Source organism: Hydrogenophaga bisanensis, assembly GCF_042665135.1.
Classification (GTDB): domain Bacteria; phylum Pseudomonadota; class Gammaproteobacteria; order Burkholderiales; family Burkholderiaceae_C; genus Hydrogenophaga; species Hydrogenophaga bisanensis.
Window position 1 is genome coordinate 140,394 of record NZ_JBHTBX010000007.1, and the last position, 18,547, is coordinate 158,940.

Consider the following 18,547-nt stretch of genomic DNA (forward strand, 5'->3'; position numbering starts at 1 on the left):
ATCAAGTTCGGCCGCGGCTGGCCGATAACAGGAACATGAACTGTGTTCCTGCGCTGTCTGCCCTGCTGCTGGTCGCTGCCGGCCTGCTGTCGGCTGGCCCTGTGCAGGCCGACACCGCCCGCGCCGAACCCGGCGGCAAGGCCAGCGCCCACCTCAACTTTCGTATTCTTGTGCCCGCCGTGGCCCAACTGGAATCGAACCAGCATCCGTTGCAAACGGTTGCAGATGACCTGGACAGGGGCATGCACCGGGCCGAACAGCGCCTGGTCGTGTTCAGCAACCTGCGGCGCGGCCTGTGCATGCAGTTGCGCCTGGCGCTGCCCCAGGTCAGCGGCTGGCAGGTGCAGGTGGCCGACCCGGCGTCGGCCAGCCTGACTCCCCTGGGCGGCGACGGCTACCGCCTGTGCACCCAGCGCATCGGTCGCACCGCGATCGCGCTGGTGCATCGTTTTGAGGCGCACGGCCAGACACAGCCGCTGCCCTGGCCAGTGCAAACCGACCTGCACGCCATCTGATCTCCGCCTGACCCTGTTCTGGCCAGTGTGAATTCTTGTACACATTTCTTGGGTGTTTTGTCAGTCCATGCAGCCGCAGCCGTATGCCCGCTGATTGGCCCGGCCACCGGTCTGGGCACCTACACCGCGGATGTAGAAGCGCGCAACCGCGCCACCTCCAACACAATGTGCAGGGACGCACGCAAGAGCCGGCCCACGCTGGAGTGCGTTGACACACCGCCAGCCAAGTCCTGAGCGAGCTTGAGGGCGCTTAGGGGCGGCTGATCACGCTGCGCCTCAGTTGCCCCGGCACGCCACCATCCAGGTACTGTGCCAGCAGGGCAATGTCGGTTTCACGGACACCACAGGCCCGGAAATGCATCTGCCACCCGCCGATGACCTGAGCCAGCTCGTGAATGATGGCTCTGGCCGCGGGCAGTTTCAGACCGAATGAAGCACAAGCGGACAGTGCATTGTCCAGAGAGGACACAGTGCCTTCGCGCCCGATCTCCATGGCCTGATAGCCAAGCCCGCTGAGGCTTGGAACCACATCAAATGCGGGGGACAAGGCCCAGAAGCCATCGGTCCTGCGCATCAGGGCGTGGTTTTTTTCGTGGTCATCGGTGTTGTCCATCAGGATGTTGAACACCATCCGGCGAAACAGCTGGGCTTGTGCGGCAGCGATGTCCTGGGCAGGGAGCAGACGACGCAGAAGTTGCGAGAACTGGGGATAGCCCGGCTCTCCATGCGCTGCCCGCAAGGCGACGCGGGCGGAGATGACATGGATCCGGTGCCCCCCGACCCGATCGAACCGCCTGACGGCGACGGCATGGCGGTCCCCCACCGGCAACGCGCGGGTGGTGGCCACCTGGATGCCACAACGTGCAGCCAGCGTCATGGCGGCGTGCTCGATCAGCGGGGTATCCTCGTCCTCCCCCTCAGAGAACTTGACCAGCCAGGGTTCGCCCTCGATCTCGATCAGCGACTTGGGCCGGGCACCACCCAAGGAGACCCCTGGCCTGAGAAGCCGCTGTTCCAGCAAAGACACGGGCTCGTTGGCCATGACCTTGCGAACCACCTCATGCATGGTCATCAGGTCACCCAGCAGGGGCATGGGTGAGGTGGGCCAAGGTTGGTACACATCGGCCCGTTGGCTGACTCCCAGCGCGCCATAGCGATCACCACCGGCAAACAGCAATTGCTCCAGCAATGAGAGCCGCGGTGAACGCTCGAATTTCTTCATGACACGCTCACCCCAACGGTCCGGGCGCGCGTCATCCACCGCGCCGACAGCTTCCTGCTTGTGGGCGGGCATGAAGAGGGTGTCCACCAGCGGCAGGTCCTCACTGAGCGCGTAGCCGACCGCCAGCCAGGAAGGGTCGTACTGCAAAGCCACACCTTGACCGCCCAGCACCAGGGACAGTTGCCCCACCCGCACCGGCCGGACAGGATCGGTCAGCATCCACAGCGTCAGCTGGTCTTGCGGGGTGTAGGGCCTGGGGTCAAGCATGGGTTCTCCGGACCCCACGCTGCACAGCAGCCTGGACTTCGCTCTCAAGTGCGCCCAGATCGACCTGGGGATCCGCCAGACCTCCCAGCGCCTCGTGGCGCTGCATCAGCCACAAGGCGGTGGCGTAGACCCCGGCAGATACGCTGGGATCACCCTTTTCCATCTTGGACAGGGTGGGCACGGACACGTTGAGGCGGGCAGCCCAGTTGGCCAACGATTGCTTTCGACGCTTGCGGGCGATCGACAGATCTGCCCCCAGCTTGCGCAGGGCAGCTTCCACGGCCGATGGCAGCGTGTCGACGGCAGGAGATCGCATGGGCATGAAAGTATTTTTTCACATTCATGCCTTTCGATCAATTCATAGTTTCATACCGGGCAGTCACCCCACGCCACAAAGTGGGGGTTCTCCCAGCCGGGTTTGCCGTACGACAGAGGCTGCCCGGTGTCGATGACCTGAACGGCGCCCCCTGCCCCGGCCAGCACCGCATGGCCGGCGGCAATGTCCCATTCCATGGTGCGACCAAAGCGCGGATACACGTCGGCCTGACCGGCCGCCAGCAGGCACAGCTTGAGCGATGAACCGGCGCTGCGCACCTGCGCCACGCGCCGGCCCTGCAAAAAGGCGTCGAGTGCCGCTGCATCGCCGTGCGAGCGGCTGCCCACCACGGTCAGGCCCTCGGGCGGCTCCGCCCGGCAGGCGATGGCCTGGCGATGGCCGTGGGCATCTTCCACCCAACTGCCCAGGCCCGGGCCACCGCCATACAACTGGCCCAGCGCCGGCGCCAGCACCAGCCCAAGCACCGCACGCCCCTGGTCGATCAGGGCGATGTTGACCGTGAACTCACCGTTGCGATGGATGAATTCCTTGGTGCCGTCCAGCGGATCGACCAGCCAGAAGCGCTGGCCGACCGCGGTGGGCGCGCGGCCCTCCGCCTCGGCCTCTTCACCCACGACGGGGATGTCCGGGGTCAAACGAACCAGACCGGCGGTGATGATGTCCTCGGCCCGGCGGTCCGCCTCAGTCACAGGGGAGGCGTCGGCCTTGCCGGTGACGGCGAAGTCGGTGGCATAGACGGCCATGACGGCGTCGCCGGCCTGGCGGATGAGGGGGACGAGGCTGTCGAGCAGGGTGGGCAGGTGATGGGGTGTGGCAGAGGTCATGGCCGAACGCCCGACTGCGCGGGACTTCCAATGTGTGTGCGATCAATCACCTCGGCCACAGCGCCCACAGCTGCAAGGGCTGTTTGAGCGCCGCGGCCACGGTGTAGGCGGGGTCGGTGAATCCACCCCAGCCGGTGAAGTAATCGGCGCGCACCGCGCCCAGGATGGCGCCACCGGTGTCCTGGGCCAGCACCAGCCGCTGCTGGTTGAGCGTGGGGCCTTGCGTGGCCATCCAGACTGGCGTGCCGTACGGAATGCTTTGCGGATCGACTGCGATGGAGCGGCCGGGCGTCAGCGGCACGCCCTGCGCGCCGCGCGGGCCGAAGCGGGCGTCAAATTCCCCCAGCGCCTCTTCACGGAAGAACACGGTGCGCGGGTTGCTCCACACCATCTCGTTGACCAGGTGGGGATACTGACGGGCCCAGGCACGCACCGCCGCCCAGTGGCCTTCCCTGATCGCGCCCTGATCAAGCAGCCAGCGCACCGGACTGCGGTAGGTGTGGCCGTTGTGCGCGGCAAAGGCCAGGCGCACCTGGCGCTGGCGGCCATCGGGTTCGCTGATGGTCAGGCGCCCGGAACCCTGGATCTGCAGGATCAGGGCATCGATCGGATCAGCCAGCCAGGCAATCACCCTGCCCTCCAGCGCACGTTGTGCAGCCTGCTGGGTGTCGATCTCCTTGCGGCTGTACCAGGTCTGGCCGCGCCGCCAGTCGCGTGGCAGGCCATAGAGCGGCACCCGGTAGGTGGCATCGGGCAGGCGGCGGGCGGCCAGCACGGGTTCGTAGTAGCCCGTCAGCAGACCCTCCGGCGCCCGGCCGTCGGATTCGGTGATGCGATAGGGCACGAAGCGGCGCTGGACCCAGTCGTGCTGCTCCTGCGCACTGGCGATCGAGAGTTGTCGCACCTCGCCGCAGATGGTCGCACTGCCGGGGCCTGCGCCCTCGCCGGGCCGCTCGCAGGACTTGAGCCAGGCGTTCCAGGCTTCGTGAAGCCCGTCACTGCCCCAGCCGGGCACATCGGCCCAGCGCACCGGTGTCCACAGGCTCTTGCCGCGCACAATCGGTGGCGGCAGGGTGCCGGTATCCGGCACGGTGACCACGGGCGCCGGCGCCGCGGTGACGGGTGCCCCCGCGGGGGCGGAGGGCATGTCCTGGGTGACCACGGCGCAGCCGGCCAGAATTCCTACAATGCCGCCCATGAGCGCCTGGCGCCAGCGACCCACGCTGGCGCGCCGGACTGGCACCGAACACTTTTCACCGGATGTTGGCATGACCTTGTTGTTGCTGGAGGCGCTGGGCGCCTTTTTGCTGCTGATCTTCATTGTCTGGTGGACGATGTTTTCCGGGCGCAAGAACGGTGAACTGCGCGACGAGGTTCACGACAGGACAGCGGACGAAAAGGACCCGGGCGAACCGCCGACCCCTCGCAGTTGAACCAGGCCCCCGTCGGCTCAGGATGCACGCAAGGCATTGGCCAGTTCCACCGCCGACTTGACACCCATCTTGTCGAACACGCGCGATCGGTGAACCTCGACCGTTCGCACACTGATGTTGAGCTGATCGGCGACCAGTTTGTTCGGCAGGCCGTCGACCACCAGCCGCATCACATCCCGCTCCCGATCGGTCAGGCTGTCAAGGCGTTGCTGAAGGCTGCGCCGGGCGGTGCGCTGGGCCAGCACCTGCGCCGACTGCGCCAGCGCCTGCTCGATTCGGTCGACCAGGGCGTTGTCTGAAAACGGCTTCTCGCAGAAATCGAAGGCGCCCCGCTTGACCGCGTCGACCGCCGTGGGCACATCCGCATGACCGGAGAGGAAGATCACCGGCATCAAGGCCTGCCAGGGCTGCGTGAGCAGGTGGTCGAACAGGGCCAGTCCGCTCATGCCCGGCATGCGCACATCCAGCAGCAGGCAGCAGGGCACATCGGGTTCGGCACGCCAGCCCTGAACCTCCGCCAGGAAAGCCTCGGCACTGTCGAAACCGACACTGAGCAGGCGACGGGTGCGCAGCAGCCACGACAAGGCCTCGCGCACACCGGCGTCGTCATCGACCAGGTAGATGCGGGCGTCGGGATGGGGCGTCATGGGCGGATGATAGACCGAGGTGGCCAGCGTCAAACATCAGCCCGCGGGGAGGGTGAACCGGAACACCGTGCCGCGGGGCTGGGCGGGCTCGTGGGTAAGCGCGCCGCCGTGCTGCTCGATGACCGTGCGGCACAGGCTCAGCCCCAGGCCCATGCCTTCGGACTTGGTGGTGAAAAACGGCGTGAAGAGTTTCTCGGCCACCTCGGGCGCCAGGCCGATGCCGTGATCGGTGACGGCAAACTCGACCCACAGACGTCCCGAAGCGGCTGACGCATCGGTGCCGGCCAGAGGTCGCACCGGCCGCGCCGACATCGTCAGCACCCGCAGACCCGAGCGCAGCGGCGGCTCGCCGTCGGGCATGGCCTGCATGCCGTTGCGCGCCAGGTTCAGCAACACCTGTTCGACCATGGTGCGGTCGCAACTGACCGCCGGGCAGTCGGCGGCGATGTCGGTGTGCAGCCGGATGGCCGTCTTCTTGGCCTGCAGGTGAATCAGCGGGCCGATGGCATCGAACAGGGCGGCCGGGGAGACGGTTTCACGGGCCTGCTCGCGACGCCGGACGAAGTCGGCCACGCTGCGGATGACACGGCCGGCGCGATCGGCCTGCTCCCCGATGCGCCGGATGGCCTGGCGCAGTTCGGCGGGCGGCAAGTCCTCGGCCGGCGCCTGATCCATCAGGTTGATCAGTCCCGTGGTGTAGCTGGCAATCGCCGCCAGCGGCTGGTTGAGCTCATGACTGAGCAGCGAGGCCATTTCACCGACGGTGGCCAGCCGCGCGGTGGCCTGCAGCCGTTCCTGGGAGGCGCGGTTGAGTTCTTCGATCCGGCGCTGTTCGGTCATGTCCAGGATCGCGCTCATCCAGCCGGTCTGCACACCCCGGGCGTCGATCAGAGGCGCTTCGATGATCAGCACCGGAAACCGGGTGCCGTCGCTGCGCTGGAACACCGATTCCCATCCCTCGCGCGGCAGGGCATTGCCGGCCAGGCGCACCGCCTGGCGCTGCTGGTACTCGTCCACCAGTTCGGGCGGCCACCACGGCGCCGGTATACCGCTGCCCACCAGCTGATCGGCCGGGAACCCCACCATCTGGCAGAAGGCCGGGTTGACGTAGGTGATGCGCCCTTCCATGTCGCGCGCACGCAGGCCGGTGACCAGCGAGTCCTCCATGGCCTTGCGAAAGGCCAGGGCGGCGGCCAGCTCGGTCTCGGCGCGCTGGCGCCGGCGGATGTCGCGCCCCAGCAGCGCCAGCACCGCCAGCAGCGACAGCGACAGCACCCCCACCACCGCGGTGAGGACGTTGGGGAACAATCCGTAGGCGGCCCGGGCGCTTTCCATGCGCAGCACCAGGGTCATCCCTTGCATGTCGATGAGATGGTTGGCCACCAGCAGGCGGCGGCGCACCGGCACGGAGCTGTACAGGGCCAGACGGGTGCCATCGGCATCGGTGAAGGCCAGACCGCGCCCGCGCAGCAGATCGCGGTTGGTCAGCTCGGACAGGATGCCGTGCAGCGAGTAGGTGGCCACCAGGTACCCCTGCGGCTTGCCGGCCCTGACCACCGGCAGGCACATCTCCACCAGCTCCAGTCCCTGGCCACCGGGCAGGGGCCAGAAGTAGCTGGGCGAGAACGCGTGCCCAGACAGGCGCCGCGCGTTCTCGCAGGCCAGCCGCAGATCCGGCAGGGCGTCCTGGCGCGGCAGCATGTCGAACAGGCCCGCCTGGTAGGGCGAATCGCGCCAGGCCAGCAGGTTCAGCTGGTTGTCGCGCCACTCCAGCCGGACCAACTCGCGGCTGATGGCCAGCAGTTCGGCGGCCGGCGCCTCCCAGGAGGCGGCCGTCGGCGCCACGCTGTGCAGGGATTGCAGCGTCTGGACGTTGCGCAGCAGACCGGCGCGGATGTCGCTGGCGGTGGCGGCCACGTCAGCCTCCAGAGCGGACTGGTCGCGGCCCTCTTCGTACTCGGCCGCCAGAAACACCAGCACCACAAGCAGCGCCACCACCAGCAGCAGCAGCGCGCCCCACAGCAGCCAGCGCCGCGAGGCCAGCACGGCAAGGCGCGCAGGCAGCTTCATGCCGTCAGCGTCCGGTCACAGACGACGATGCTGCAGGGAGGGCAATTGCTCGCGCACGCTGCGCAGGCGCTCCATGTCGATGTCGGCAATGACCACGCCAGGACCGCCCGACTGCAGGGCCATGACCTCGCCCCAGGGGTCGATCACCATGCTGTGGCCCCAGGTGCGGCGTCCGTTCTCGTGCGTCCCGCCCTGGGCACTGGCCAGCACGTAGGCCTGGTTCTCGATGGCGCGGGCGCGAAGCAGCACCTCCCAGTGGGCCTGACCGGTGGTGTAAGTGAAGGCCGCCGGTACCAGGATCAGATCGGCCGCCAGCGCGCGGTAAAGCTCGGCAAAACGCAGGTCGTAGCAGACGCTCTGGCCCACGCGCCAGTGCACACCGGCATGGTCGGTCAGCTCGAAGACCGTGGGCGTGTCGCCGGCCTTGAGCACGGCCGCCTCGTCATAGCGCTCGCGGCCGTTGTCGTAACGGAACAGGTGGATCTTGTCGTAGCGGCTGGCGCAGTGCCCCTTGGGCGTGTAGCTCAGCGAGGCATTGGCCGCGTGGGTGGGGTCGTCGGTGGCCATGGGCAGGGTACCGCCGACGATCCACATCTTGAGGTCGCGCGCGGCGTCCGAGAGGAAGTCCTGCACGGTACCCAGCCCCGGCGTTTCGGCCAGCACCAGCTTGTCTTCGTCCTTGTGGCCCATGAAGCAGAAATACTCGGGCAGCACGGCCAGCTCGACGCCAGACTGCGCGGCCTGGCGCAGCAGGCGCAGGGCTTCACTGAGGTTGGCGTCAAGGCTGGTGCCCGAGACCATCTGGATGGCGGCGACTCGCATGGTGGACAGCTCCTGAAAAGATGACGGTATCAACGACCGGAAAGTACCACGCCTGCGCTCATCGTGGCGCCGCCGGTGCGGTGGCCGGTGATGGTGCAACGGGCTGCCGCTCGATCTTGTCGACCTTGGGGTCGCTCCAGCCGCCGGTGATGTGGAACTGCTGCGTGGTGGCGCTCTGCAGCGGCTGGCGCAGCAGGTACTGTGCCAGGAAGGTGCCCAGCCCCACCGCCGGGTTGATGGCCGTGGCAATCAGGGACGCGGTACCGGCGTTGATCTCGGGCACCACCACCACCTTGAGGTCCTGCGTCTCGCGGCCGATGTCGGCACTGCCTTCCATGAGCACAGCCGCGTTGACGCCCTTCATCTGCAGGTTGTTGGTCGAGATCACGCCCTGCGCCAGCGTGGCATCGCCGCGGATGAAATCGAAGGCAAAGCCTTCGGAGAAGACGTCGCGGAAGTCCAGCACCAGTCGCCTGGGCAGGGACTGCAGGCTGAGCACGCCCAGCAGCTTGGCGGCCCCCGGATCGACCTTGAGGAACTGTCCCCGCTCGATGTCGGCCTTCATCTGGCCGGACAGCGTGGGGTAATCCAGCCGGAACGGGGAGCCGATCCAGCCGATGTTGCCCTCGATGGTGCCCTCGCCGCCGCGCACCACGCCGTCGCGGCCAAAGCGGGCCAGCAGTTTGCCCGAGTCACGGATGTCCAGCTGGAACGTCAGGGCCGCCCGGCGCTGACGGCCACCGGCGGCCGGCGCCCAGTTGCCGGAACCGTTCAGCCTCGCCTCGGGCATGATCACCTGCAGGCGGTTCAGGCGCCACTCGCGCACACGGTCGGCGCCCACCCGGTTGACCGCCTGCACCTCGACGCGGCCCAGGCTGCGACCCGAGAGCACCAGGTCCTGCACGGCGATGTCCAGCGCGGGCACGCTGCTGGGCTGCTGCAGGATTTCCTCCACATCGGTGGTGGCTGCCTGAGACAGCGACAGCCGGGACAGGCGTGCATAGATGCTGCCGGCCGAGTTGTCGGAAGGCTGGCGGTACTCAACGTACCCGTCGAACTCACGCGCCGACACGTTGACCCGCCACTGATCGTCGACCCGGGTGCCACCCACCACCACGTCCTGGAATGTGCGGCCGTCCTGCAGCACTCGCGCCGCGCGCAAAGCCAGCACCGTGGGCAGGTACTGCATGGCGGCGCCGGCGGCGCCGGCGGCGGGCGTCTGTCCGCCTTCCTGCGCCGGCAGGGCCCGGGTCCAGGCACCCACATCCAGGTCATCGAAGCGCAGGTTGGCCTGCACACCCGATGTGGGGGTGGAGATGGCTTCATCCGGGCTGGTGCCCACGCTGATCCTCCCGCGCAACACGCGAGGCTCGCTGCCGGTGATATCGCGCTCGTAGTGCAGCGACACCGCCCGAGCGGCGGGAGGGCCGATATCGACGTTGAGGCGATCGGTGAGCGCCACCTCGCCCTGCGCGGCGCTGCGAACCCCCTGCACCGACTGCTCGAACAGCAGGGGCAGACTGGTGTCGGCGGATTTGCCCAGCGGCGCCGGCAGGTTGATGGCCATGCCTTGCAGGTTGCTGGTCACGGAGATCTCAGGCACGCCAGCGCGGAAGTTCAGCTGCGCCGCGTAAGCCGCACTCCCACTGCCATTGGCAAACAGCTGGGAGACAATGCCGAGCTCACCCTGACGCAGGCCATCGGCCGTGGCGGTGCCCTGGCCCCGGAAGCGGATGCGCGTGTTGCCGCGGGCATCGGTCTGCATGCCACCGTCGAAGCTCAGGTCGCCGCCAAAGGCGCGCGCCCGCGCGGCGGTCACCTCGAAGCCTTTCTCGCTGAAGCTTACATCGCCGCTGGTGTTGGCCAGCATCGGCGCTGCCGGCGTGATGCGCAGGTCGTTGCCCGCCAGGCGCACATTCCCCTTGACGGTGGTCTTGCGCATGTCGTCAAAGGGGATGCGCAAGGAAAACTGCCCGCTGGCGTTGCCCGTGGCCCGGGACTGTCCCAGGGCCTGGCTGGTCAGGGCATTGAGCGGCGAGTCGCGCACGATGGCCAGGATCTCGTTGGCCGGCCCCTGGACCCGAGCCGAGATGTCCATCACCGGGCTCTTCATCAGGTTCTCGATGACGAAGCTGCCCTGGCTCAGGCGAAGGCCAGGCAGCGGCTGGGCGCCGCCCTGCAGGCCGGTGATGCGGATGCTGTCCCGGTCGAACACGAACTGCCCGTCCATGCCCTTGAGCGCTGGCCAGGGGGCCTCGCCCGCGCTCTGGAGAAAAGCCGGCACATAGGCAAAGTCGACTCCCTTGAGCTGCGCCGCGATCCGGAACTCTCCCTGGCTGCCGGCCGCGCGATCAAAGGGGACATCCCAAAGGTCACCCTTGACACGGAAATCGACTTTGGGCGAGTTGCCCGCCTTGGCCGCCTCGCTCAGGTAGCGTCGGACGTCGGGGGACACGCTCAGCGGCAGGTAGCGGTGCACCCGCGTGGCATCGGCTCGGGTGAGCGTGGCCGTCAGGTCCAGCTCGCCGGGAAAACGGGACTTGGCTTGGCTGCGGGCAGGGTCCGCGGTGCTCCAGCGGACATCGGCCGAGCCCTCGGCATCGGCATTGGACAGGCGAACATCGCTCAGGGTGACCTCGATGCGTTCGCCGGCCACGGTCCAGCGCGCCCGGCCGTCGAAGCGGTCCAGCGGCAGCAAGGGGTCCTCGAACACGTCGGGCAGCTCCAGCGCACCTTCCCGCACCGCGATGCGAGCCTGACCGCCGGTGTCGTTGAGGTCGAAGTCGATGTCGGCGTTGCGGATGCCGGGCCGGCCCGGCACCGGATAGTCGCCGTAACTCGATTTCTGCCCACTGGGTTGGCCGGCCAGTGACAGTCCCACGACCTTGCCTTTGGCCTGATAGCTCAAGGGGCGCCGGTCGTCAGCCGGGCGCCAGCTCGCGGTCAGGCCCTGGACCCGGCCTGCGGGCTGAAGGTCGGCCAGGTGTGCCCGCAGCTCGGCCGACAAGGGAATGCGGCCGGCGATGGTGGCCAAGGCCGCCAGATCGACACTGTCGGCACTGAGCTGGGTACCCGCGATGCTGCCCGCCTGTCCGGTGCGGTGGCGCACCCGCAACTGGCCGCCCGGCCAGTTGTCGCCTTCCCGGGTGCGAAACCGCAGGTCATCCGTGGCCACCTCGAAGCCTTCGTCGCCCCACTGCAGCTCCAGGCGCCCGGTCAGGGTGTCCAGGGCCAGCGCGGGCAGGTCCTTGCCCAGCGTGGTGTCGACCGCCTCCAGGTCCATCTGGGCAGTGACGCCATGCACCTTGCCCCGCTCCACATCGGCCCAGGCACGCAGCGCGCCGCGTCCGGAGCGCACCTGCACGTCCCAGCGCGAGAGGTCGGCATAAGCGCGCAGACGAGCCACATCGACGTGGGGGAAGTCCGCAAAGACCTCGCCACTCCAGTCGCGCCAGGGTAGCTGGCCGGGCTGGGTCGCCTGCAGCTGGATCAGCGGCTCGCGCAGCTGGCCGCGAAGGCTCAGGCGTTCGCCCCAGTCCGCCGGCGGCGTCGCATCGAGCCGGAAGTCATGGCGATGGATGCCATTTCGCACCACGAAGTCCAGCTGCGACAGGGCCAGGGGCGGCTGGCGCTTGAGGTCGTCGATCCAGCGCACCGTGCCCTGGCGGATGATGAATTCGGACTGGTTGAAGAACCAGTCGGCGGCCGATCCGTCGGATTCGGGGCCGCTGGCCATGTCCAGGCCAGCCACCTCGATGCGGCCATCGGGCGTGCGGCGCACATCCAGCACCGGACTGTCGATGAGCAGTTGCTCGAAACCCAGGCGCCAGACCGAGGCGGGCGACAGGCTGGCCTGCACAAGGGGCAGGCGAAGCGCCTCCCGGCCGGCCGGGTCGAGCAGGCGCACGTCGATGAGGCGGATGGTGGGGGTCAGGCCCCACACCGGCAGAGGCAACCAGGCCGGCGATGGACCATGGTCGGCGCGGATGTCGCCCACCTTGACCGATACCCCCAGTTGCGCTGTGGCCCAGCGTTCCAGGTGAGGACGCCAGTCGCTGATTCGCGGCACAATCCAGCCGTGAAGCGCCCCCCAGGTGAGTATGAACAGCGCCCAGACAGCGACAACCAGCCACAACAGAAGTCGGGTCAGTGCAGAAAAGGTCTTGAGGGAACGCGAGGGAGCCGCGCGAGCCAGGGTTTCGGCATCCGGTGCCGGGTTCGATGCATTCATGTCCACTGCAAATTATGACGGCCTGACAAGATCCAGGTTCCGCTGCTGAGGTTTCTGCTGTGTCAACAAATGTGAATCCGCGGGGCGACGCCTGCCCGGCCCTCTCAGCCGAACAGGCCCGCGCCGACCATTCCCGCTATGTGCAGCGCATCCGACGCCGGTACCCGGACGAACTGGCGCTACTGCCCCCCGGCCCCCCGGTGCGGCAGACGATGACGCAGACGCTGCAGACCCTGCGCCAGCGCGGCCTGGCCGTGCCGGCGGCCATGCGGGTGCTGCGCCAGCTGGTGATGGAACGCCTGGTGGTGCTGGACTGCGAGCAGCAAGCACCACTGGCCGACATCACGCGGGCCGTGACGGAGCTGGCCGAGATCGCACTGGATGAGGCCTGTGCGCTGGCCTTTGCCGAGCTGGACGACCTGTACGGCGCGCCCATGACCGAAGCCAGCCCCGATGCACCGGCCCGCCGCGCCGAACTCTGGGTCATCGGCATGGGCAAGCTTGGCGCCCGCGAGCTCAACGTCTCCAGCGACATCGACCTGATCTACGTCTACGACCAGGACGGGCAGACGGCAGGCAACGCCGCCGGGCGAAACCGCATCACCAACCACGAATACTTCGCCAAGGCGATCAAGCACATCTACAACACGGTGGGCGACATCACCGAGCACGGCCAGGTGTTCCGGGTCGATCTGGCGCTGCGCCCCAACGGCAATTCGGGGCCGCCGGCGGTCTCGCTGGGTGCGCTGGAGGAGTACTTCCTGGTCCAGGGACGCGAGTGGGAGCGCTTTGCCTGGCTCAAGAGCCGGGTCATCGCGCCGGCCAGCAGCATCGCGGCCCGAAGCGCCAGCGCGCTGCGCGGACCGGTGCTGCCCTTCGTGTTCCGGAAGTACCTCGACTACAACGTGTTCGAGTCGCTGCGCACGCTGCACCGCCAGATCCGCGACCATGCGGCCAAGCGCGCGGCGGGCAATCCCGGGCGCTCCAACGACGTGAAGCTTTCCCGGGGGGGCATCCGCGAGATCGAGTTCACCGTGCAGCTGCTGCAGGTGGTGCGCGGTGGTCAGTTCCCCGAACTGCGCACGCGCCCGACGCTGGATGCCCTGCAGCGCGTGGCCAAGGCGGGCCTGATGCCACCGGCCACCGCCGAATCACTCGCCCGGGCTTACGAATTCCTGCGCCGCGTCGAGCACCGCATCCAGTACCTGGACGACCAGCAGACGCACCTGATGCCCACGCACGACGACGATCTGGCCTGGATCGCCGCCACCATGGGCTACCCGGACGTGTGCGCCTTCCTGTGCGAGCTCGACACCCACCGCGAGACCGTGGCGCACGAGTTCGACATCCTGTTGGGCGGTTCCACCCAGGGTGGCTGCCACGGCAAGGGATGCAACGGGCGCAACGGCCGCAGCGCGGTCGAGGACCTGCAGGGTGTGCTGCCATCGCTGCCGGAGGCCTTTGCGGCCAAGGTGGCGCAATGGTGCGACCACCCCCGGGTGCTGGCCCTGCGCGAGGACGCCCGGGTGCGACTGGTGCGCCTGGTCGAACGCACCGCGTCCTGGCTCGACGAGGGCCGTGCGAGTGAGCAAGCAGCCCTGCGCCTGGCCGACTGGCTCGAACCGATGCTGCGCCGGGAAAGCTACCTGGCGCTGCTGCAGGAGCGCCCGTCGGTGCACGAGCGCCTGCTGCGCCTGCTGGGCGCCGCCAAATGGCCGGCCCGGTATCTGGTCAAGCACCCGGGCGTGATCGACGAGCTGGCCGGACGCCAGCTGATGGAGGAGCGCTTCGATGCGACCCAGTTCGAGGCCGATCTGGAAGAACGGCGCACCGCACTGCGGCGCACCGGCGAGGACGACGAGGAGGAGCTGCTGAACCTGCTGCGCCGCGCCCACCACGCCGAGGTGTTCCGCACCCTGGCACGGGATGTGGAAGGCGTGCTGACCGTGGAGCAGGTGGCCGACGATCTGTCCGCGCTGGCGGACACGGTGTTGCGGGTCACGGCGCGTTGGTGCTGGCAGCGCCTGAAGAACCGGCACCGCGAAGAACCGGCTTTTGCCATCATCGGTTACGGCAAGCTCGGCGGCAAGGAACTGGGCTACGGCAGTGACCTGGACATCGTGTTCGTCTACGAGGACGAGGACGAACGCGCCGGCGAGATCTACGCCGGTTTCGTGCGCAAGCTGATCAACTGGCTGCAGGTCAAGACTGGCGAAGGTGACCTGTTCGAGATCGACACGGCCCTGAGGCCCAACGGCAATTCGGGTCTGCTGGTGACCAGCTTCACCGCGTACGAAGACTACCAGCGCGGGCGCGGCAGCAACACCGCCTGGACCTGGGAACACCAGGCCATGACGCGGGCGCGCTTCGTGCTCGGCCAGGCGGCGCTGGCACCGCGTTTTGACGCGGTGCGCGAGGCCGTGATCACCGCCGAGAGGGACCACGCGGCGCTGGCGCAGGAAATCCGCGCCATGCGCGAGAAGGTTCGCGCGGCCCACCCGGTCAAGGGTGACCAGTTCGAGATCAAGCACAGCCCCGGGGGCATGGTGGATGTCGAGTTCGTGGTGCAGTACCTGGTGCTGGCGCACTCCGCCGCCCACCCTGAACTGCGCGGCAACCTGGGCAACATCACCCTGCTGCGTCATGCCGAGTCCGCCGGTCTGCTGAGCCCGGGCATGGGACAGGCCGCGGGCGACGCCTACCGCGAGTTGCGCCGCCTGCAGCACCGCGCCCGCCTGGACGAGGTGCCCACGCAGTTGCCGGCCGCCGACGCGGTGGCCCTGGCCACCCCGGTGCGGGCCCTGTGGCGGCACGTGCTGGGCACGGACGGCGCGCCTGCATGAAAGGCACCCGCACCTGGCTGCTGGTCTGCGCCCTGCATGGCGTGGCCAGCATGCTGCTGTGGTGGGCGGGTGAATCGGCACTGGCGACGCTGACCTGGCAGTCGGACCACTGGCAGGCGCAGCCCTGGACGCTGTGGACCAGCGCCTGGGTCCATCGCAACACGCCGCACCTGATCGTCAATCAGGTGGCGCTGGGTGTCATCACGGGTCTGGCCTGGGTGCTGCGTCCCAGCCGCCTGGCCACCCTGGCCTGGCTGCTGGCCTGGCCGCTGGCGCAGGTCACCCTGCTGCTGTGGCCACAGATCGGACACGCGGTGGGCATGTCGGGTCTGCTGCACGCGGCCGCGACCGTGATGGCGGTGGAACTGCTGCTCAAGCGCGTCCCGGTGGAGAAAGCCCGCCGATGGGGTCTGATGCTGGCCGCGGGCCTGGCGGTGAAGTTGCTGGTGGCCCAGGCCTGGCATCAGCCGGTGGCCTGGGACAACAGCAACGAGATCTCGGTGGTGCTGGCGGCCGATCTGACCGGCGTGATCTGGGCCCTTGTTCTGTCATTGGGACTGATCGCTGCCCGCAGGGCCTGGTCCGTGCGCAGCGCCAGGGGCTGAGGCGGCAGCTCCGTCCAGCAGCCATGCGGCCTGGCTCCGGATGGCCTGCCGCTCCCCGGGCGTCAGGCGCTGCAGGTTTCTGACCATCAATGCCGTGCGGGGGCTCGCCGCCAGTTCGGCCTCATGGCGGTCCAGAAAATGCCAGTACAACGTGGTCATCGGGCAGGCCTGCGGGCCGGTCCGAAGCTCGGGCCGGAACCGGCAGCCCTGGCAATGGTTGCTCATTCGGGACACGTACTGGCCACTGGCCACATAGGGCTTGCTGGTAAAGCGCCCCCCATTGGCATACAGCGCCATGCCCGCCACGTTGGGCAGTTCCACCCATTCGATCGCATCCACGTACACCGCCAGAAACCAGTCGGCCACCTGGCGCGGATCGATCTCGGCCAGCAAGGCGTATTGGCCCAGCAGCATCAGACGCTGGATGTGGTGGGCGTAGCCGTGGCGCAGCGTCTGGCCGATGGCATCGCGCAGGCAGGCCATGTCGGTCTCGCCGGTCCAGTACCAGGCCGGCAGTGGGCGTTGGTGGCCGAAATGGTTGGCCTCGCGCAGGCCGGGCATCTCCTGCCAGTAGACGCCGCGGATGAACTCGCGCCAGCCCAGCACCTGACGGATGAAGCCCTCCACACCGGCCAGCGGCAGCGCCTGCTCACCCCGCTCGCGGTGGGCCTGCTCCACTGCGTCGATGACCTCGCGCGGATGGATCAGGTGCAGGTTCAGCGCCACCGACAGCAGGGAGTGCCAGCCGTAGGGCGTGTCGTTCCACATCGCATCCTGATAGGGCCCGAAGCCCAGCAGCCGCTCGTCGATGAAGCGCCGCAAAGCCTGCAGCCCCTGCTCGCGCGTCACGGGCCAGATGAAGTGATCCAGCGAACCGGGGTGTCCGGCGAAGCGCCGCCGCACCAGCGCCATGACCTCGCGGGTGATGTCGTCCGGCTCGAAGCGCGCCGGCTCCGGGATCCAGCCCGGTCCCGTGCGGGGGTAGGCCTTGCGGTTGTCGGCGTCGAAATTCCACTGCCCGCCCAGCGGTTGGTCCCCGTCCATGAGGACGCGATGCTCGCGCCGCATCTCGCGGTAGAAGTGCTCCATCCGCCACTCGCGGCGGCCACGTGTCCAGCGGGCAAAGCGCTCGCGGCTGCACAGGAAGTGGGTGTCGGCATGCCAGTGCAGGGGTACGCCAGCGGCGGTGGCGCAGGCTTCCAGGCCTTGCTGCATCTGCCATTCGCCGCACTCGCACACGTCCAGACGCACAGGCCGGATGCGCTGCAGGCAGCGGGCGAGGCGGTCGGTGAAGCGGTCGGCGTGTCCCTCGGGCTCGTCCTCCAGCCCGATGTAGTCCAGGGGCCATCCCTGGGCCAGCACCCGCTCCCGGAAGTGCCGCATGGCCGAAAGGAACACGGTGATGCGGGCCTGGTGGCTCCAGACACCGGTGGACTCGCCGGGCGCCTCGATCATCAGCACCCGGTCCTGCGCAGGATCGAAGTCCGCCAGCGCAGGGTTGTCCAGCCAGAGCTGGTCACCCAGGATCAGCACCAGCCTGCGGACACCCGGGGTGCTGGACACGGCCGCTGTCATGCCGAAGGCCGGCGGGCCTGACCGCGGCAGCGGTCGCTGCAGTACTTGACCGCATCCCAGTTGCGCGCCCAGGCCTTGCGCCAGGTCATCGGGCGGCCGCACTGCTCGCAGGGCTTGGACGGCAGGAATGCCTTGTTGCCGGCATGGCCTTCACGGCGGCTCATGCCGTCACCCCTGCCGACATCGCACCGGCGCGCCAGCGCGCCACCGCTTCGCCGATGTCCTCCAGCCGGGCCAGGTGGGTATGGCCGGCGACTGCCTCGCGGGTGCGCGGCCGGCGCGCCAGGCCAGCGCATTGGCCACCAGTCCAGATGTCCACGTTCGGTGGCAGCAGGCTGCGCAACTGTTCCAGCGCGTCGCGGGCATCCCGGGCCACGGTCGCGGCGCTGAAGCCCAGCGCCACCACCTGGGCCTGGCAGGCCTTGGTGGCCTGGGCGATGTCGGGCAAGGGGGTCTGCACCCCCAGCGCCACCGTCTCGCATCCCTCCAGCACCATCATGGCCTCGGCCATCATCAGCCCCAGCTGGTGCTGTTCGCCAGGCACCGTGGTCAGCAGCACCTGGGGCGGCTGGGCGGAACGGCCGGCCGCCGCCTGACTGATGGCCTGGCGCAGCACGCGCAGCACCACCTCGGTGTACAGGTGTTCCTCGAAGACCGCCAGCCGACCTTCCAGCCACGACTGCCCCACCAGCGCATTCATGGGTGCCAGCCCGTCGCGCACCAGCGCCGAGAGGCCGTGGGCCAGGAGGTACTGGTTGATCGATGCGCGCAAGCCCCGAGTCTGGTGCCGCCGCAGCAGGTTCATCCATTGGCGCAGGTGATCGGGCAGGTCCGGGGCATCGGGGTCGCCTGACGATGCGCCCGCCGGCGCCGACATCCGGATTTCCGCGCCCTGCGTATCCGGAGAGAGGGCCAGCAGGGCATCCAGCGGCAGGGCGACGATGGCACCGGGGCGGTGACCCGCGTCGATCAGCCGCCGGATGTGCCGCAGACGCAGCAGCTGTCCATCGTCGTAACGGCGCTCACCCTGGGCATCGCGCACCGGGGTCGGGAAGCCGTAACGTCGCTCCCAGACCCGCAGCGTGTCCTTGGACAGACCGGTGTCACGCTCGATGTCGGCGATGGTATGGCTTGTATTTGTCATGGACAAATGATT

15 protein-coding genes are annotated in these 18,547 nt (G+C 68.4%); 4 read left to right on the forward strand and 11 right to left on the reverse strand.

Annotated features, from left to right (window positions below; translation table 11 throughout):
* The first annotated feature begins 35 nt into the window (after positions 1–35).
* Positions 36–515 carry a hypothetical protein gene (locus ACFQNJ_RS12005; RefSeq protein ID WP_382257592.1) on the forward strand — a complete coding sequence of 160 codons (480 nt, stop codon included), beginning with the start codon at positions 36–38 and terminating at the stop codon, positions 513–515.
* A 250-nt stretch (positions 516–765) separates the two neighbouring features.
* Here ACFQNJ_RS12005 and ACFQNJ_RS12010 read toward each other — a convergent pair whose 3' ends face one another.
* The 4 genes from ACFQNJ_RS12010 to mltA are packed head-to-tail and all read right to left on the reverse strand — an operon-like array spanning position 766 to position 4,312.
* A complete protein-coding gene (locus ACFQNJ_RS12010) occupies positions 766–2,004 on the reverse strand; it encodes a type II toxin-antitoxin system HipA family toxin (protein WP_382257594.1) in 1,239 nt (412 codons plus the stop codon).
* On the reverse strand, positions 1,997–2,326 hold the full coding sequence (locus tag ACFQNJ_RS12015; protein WP_382257597.1) for a helix-turn-helix domain-containing protein: 330 nt from the start codon (positions 2,324–2,326) through the stop codon (positions 1,997–1,999). The genes ACFQNJ_RS12010 and ACFQNJ_RS12015 overlap by 8 nt, the downstream gene beginning before the upstream one ends.
* Before the next feature lie 44 nt (positions 2,327–2,370).
* Positions 2,371–3,165, reverse strand: a complete 795-nt coding sequence (cysQ, locus tag ACFQNJ_RS12020; RefSeq protein WP_382257600.1) for a 3'(2'),5'-bisphosphate nucleotidase CysQ — start codon at positions 3,163–3,165, stop codon at positions 2,371–2,373.
* Between the two features lie 46 nt (positions 3,166–3,211).
* The gene (gene mltA, locus ACFQNJ_RS12025) at positions 3,212–4,312 is read right to left on the reverse strand and encodes a murein transglycosylase A (protein ID WP_382257603.1); all 1,101 of its coding nucleotides are present in this window, start codon (positions 4,310–4,312) and stop codon (positions 3,212–3,214) included.
* Positions 4,313–4,361: 49 nt separating this feature from the next.
* Here mltA and ACFQNJ_RS12030 point away from each other — a divergent pair, with 49 nt between their 5' ends.
* Positions 4,362–4,598, forward strand: a complete 237-nt coding sequence (locus ACFQNJ_RS12030; RefSeq protein ID WP_382257606.1) for a hypothetical protein — start codon at positions 4,362–4,364, stop codon at positions 4,596–4,598.
* A gap of 17 nt (positions 4,599–4,615) precedes the next feature.
* Here the strand turns inward: ACFQNJ_RS12030 and ACFQNJ_RS12035 are convergent, their stop codons facing one another.
* The 4 genes from ACFQNJ_RS12035 to ACFQNJ_RS12050 are packed head-to-tail and all read right to left on the reverse strand — an operon-like array spanning position 4,616 to position 12,368.
* On the reverse strand, positions 4,616–5,245 hold the full coding sequence (locus ACFQNJ_RS12035) for a response regulator transcription factor (RefSeq protein WP_374640771.1): 630 nt from the start codon (positions 5,243–5,245) through the stop codon (positions 4,616–4,618).
* Between the two features lie 36 nt (positions 5,246–5,281).
* On the reverse strand, positions 5,282–7,315 hold the full coding sequence (locus ACFQNJ_RS12040; protein WP_382257611.1) for a two-component system sensor histidine kinase NtrB: 2,034 nt from the start codon (positions 7,313–7,315) through the stop codon (positions 5,282–5,284).
* 15 nt (positions 7,316–7,330) lie between these two features.
* Positions 7,331–8,137 carry a carbon-nitrogen hydrolase family protein gene (locus ACFQNJ_RS12045; protein ID WP_374640773.1) on the reverse strand — a complete coding sequence of 269 codons (807 nt, stop codon included), beginning with the start codon at positions 8,135–8,137 and terminating at the stop codon, positions 7,331–7,333.
* A gap of 58 nt (positions 8,138–8,195) precedes the next feature.
* Positions 8,196–12,368, reverse strand: a complete 4,173-nt coding sequence (locus tag ACFQNJ_RS12050; RefSeq protein ID WP_382257614.1) for a YhdP family protein — start codon at positions 12,366–12,368, stop codon at positions 8,196–8,198.
* A 71-nt stretch (positions 12,369–12,439) separates the two neighbouring features.
* Here ACFQNJ_RS12050 and glnE point away from each other — a divergent pair, with 71 nt between their 5' ends.
* Positions 12,440–15,211 (forward strand): bifunctional [glutamate--ammonia ligase]-adenylyl-L-tyrosine phosphorylase/[glutamate--ammonia-ligase] adenylyltransferase, encoded by a 2,772-nt coding sequence (glnE, locus tag ACFQNJ_RS12055; RefSeq protein ID WP_382257617.1) that lies wholly within the window; start codon positions 12,440–12,442, stop codon positions 15,209–15,211.
* Positions 15,208–15,816 carry a rhomboid family intramembrane serine protease gene (locus tag ACFQNJ_RS12060; protein ID WP_382257619.1) on the forward strand — a complete coding sequence of 203 codons (609 nt, stop codon included), beginning with the start codon at positions 15,208–15,210 and terminating at the stop codon, positions 15,814–15,816. The genes glnE and ACFQNJ_RS12060 overlap by 4 nt, the downstream gene beginning before the upstream one ends.
* Here ACFQNJ_RS12060 and ACFQNJ_RS12065 read toward each other — a convergent pair.
* Genes ACFQNJ_RS12065 through ACFQNJ_RS12075 form a run of 3 tightly spaced genes read right to left on the reverse strand, consistent with a single transcriptional unit; the run spans position 15,760 to position 18,535 of the window.
* Complete coding sequence (locus tag ACFQNJ_RS12065; protein ID WP_382257622.1) at positions 15,760–17,391, reverse strand: cryptochrome/photolyase family protein; 1,632 nt, start codon at positions 17,389–17,391, stop codon at positions 15,760–15,762. The two genes, ACFQNJ_RS12060 and ACFQNJ_RS12065, sit on opposite strands and share 57 nt — an antisense overlap.
* Positions 17,388–17,555, reverse strand: coding sequence for a DUF2256 domain-containing protein (locus tag ACFQNJ_RS12070; RefSeq protein WP_382257625.1), 168 nt, complete (start codon positions 17,553–17,555; stop codon positions 17,388–17,390). The genes ACFQNJ_RS12065 and ACFQNJ_RS12070 overlap by 4 nt, the downstream gene beginning before the upstream one ends.
* Positions 17,552–18,535: a MerR family transcriptional regulator gene (locus tag ACFQNJ_RS12075; protein WP_382257628.1), complete on the reverse strand. Its 984-nt coding sequence runs from the start codon at positions 18,533–18,535 to the stop codon at positions 17,552–17,554. Before ACFQNJ_RS12075 ends, ACFQNJ_RS12070 begins: the two co-directional genes overlap by 4 nt.
* Positions 18,536–18,547: the final 12 nt, after the last annotated feature.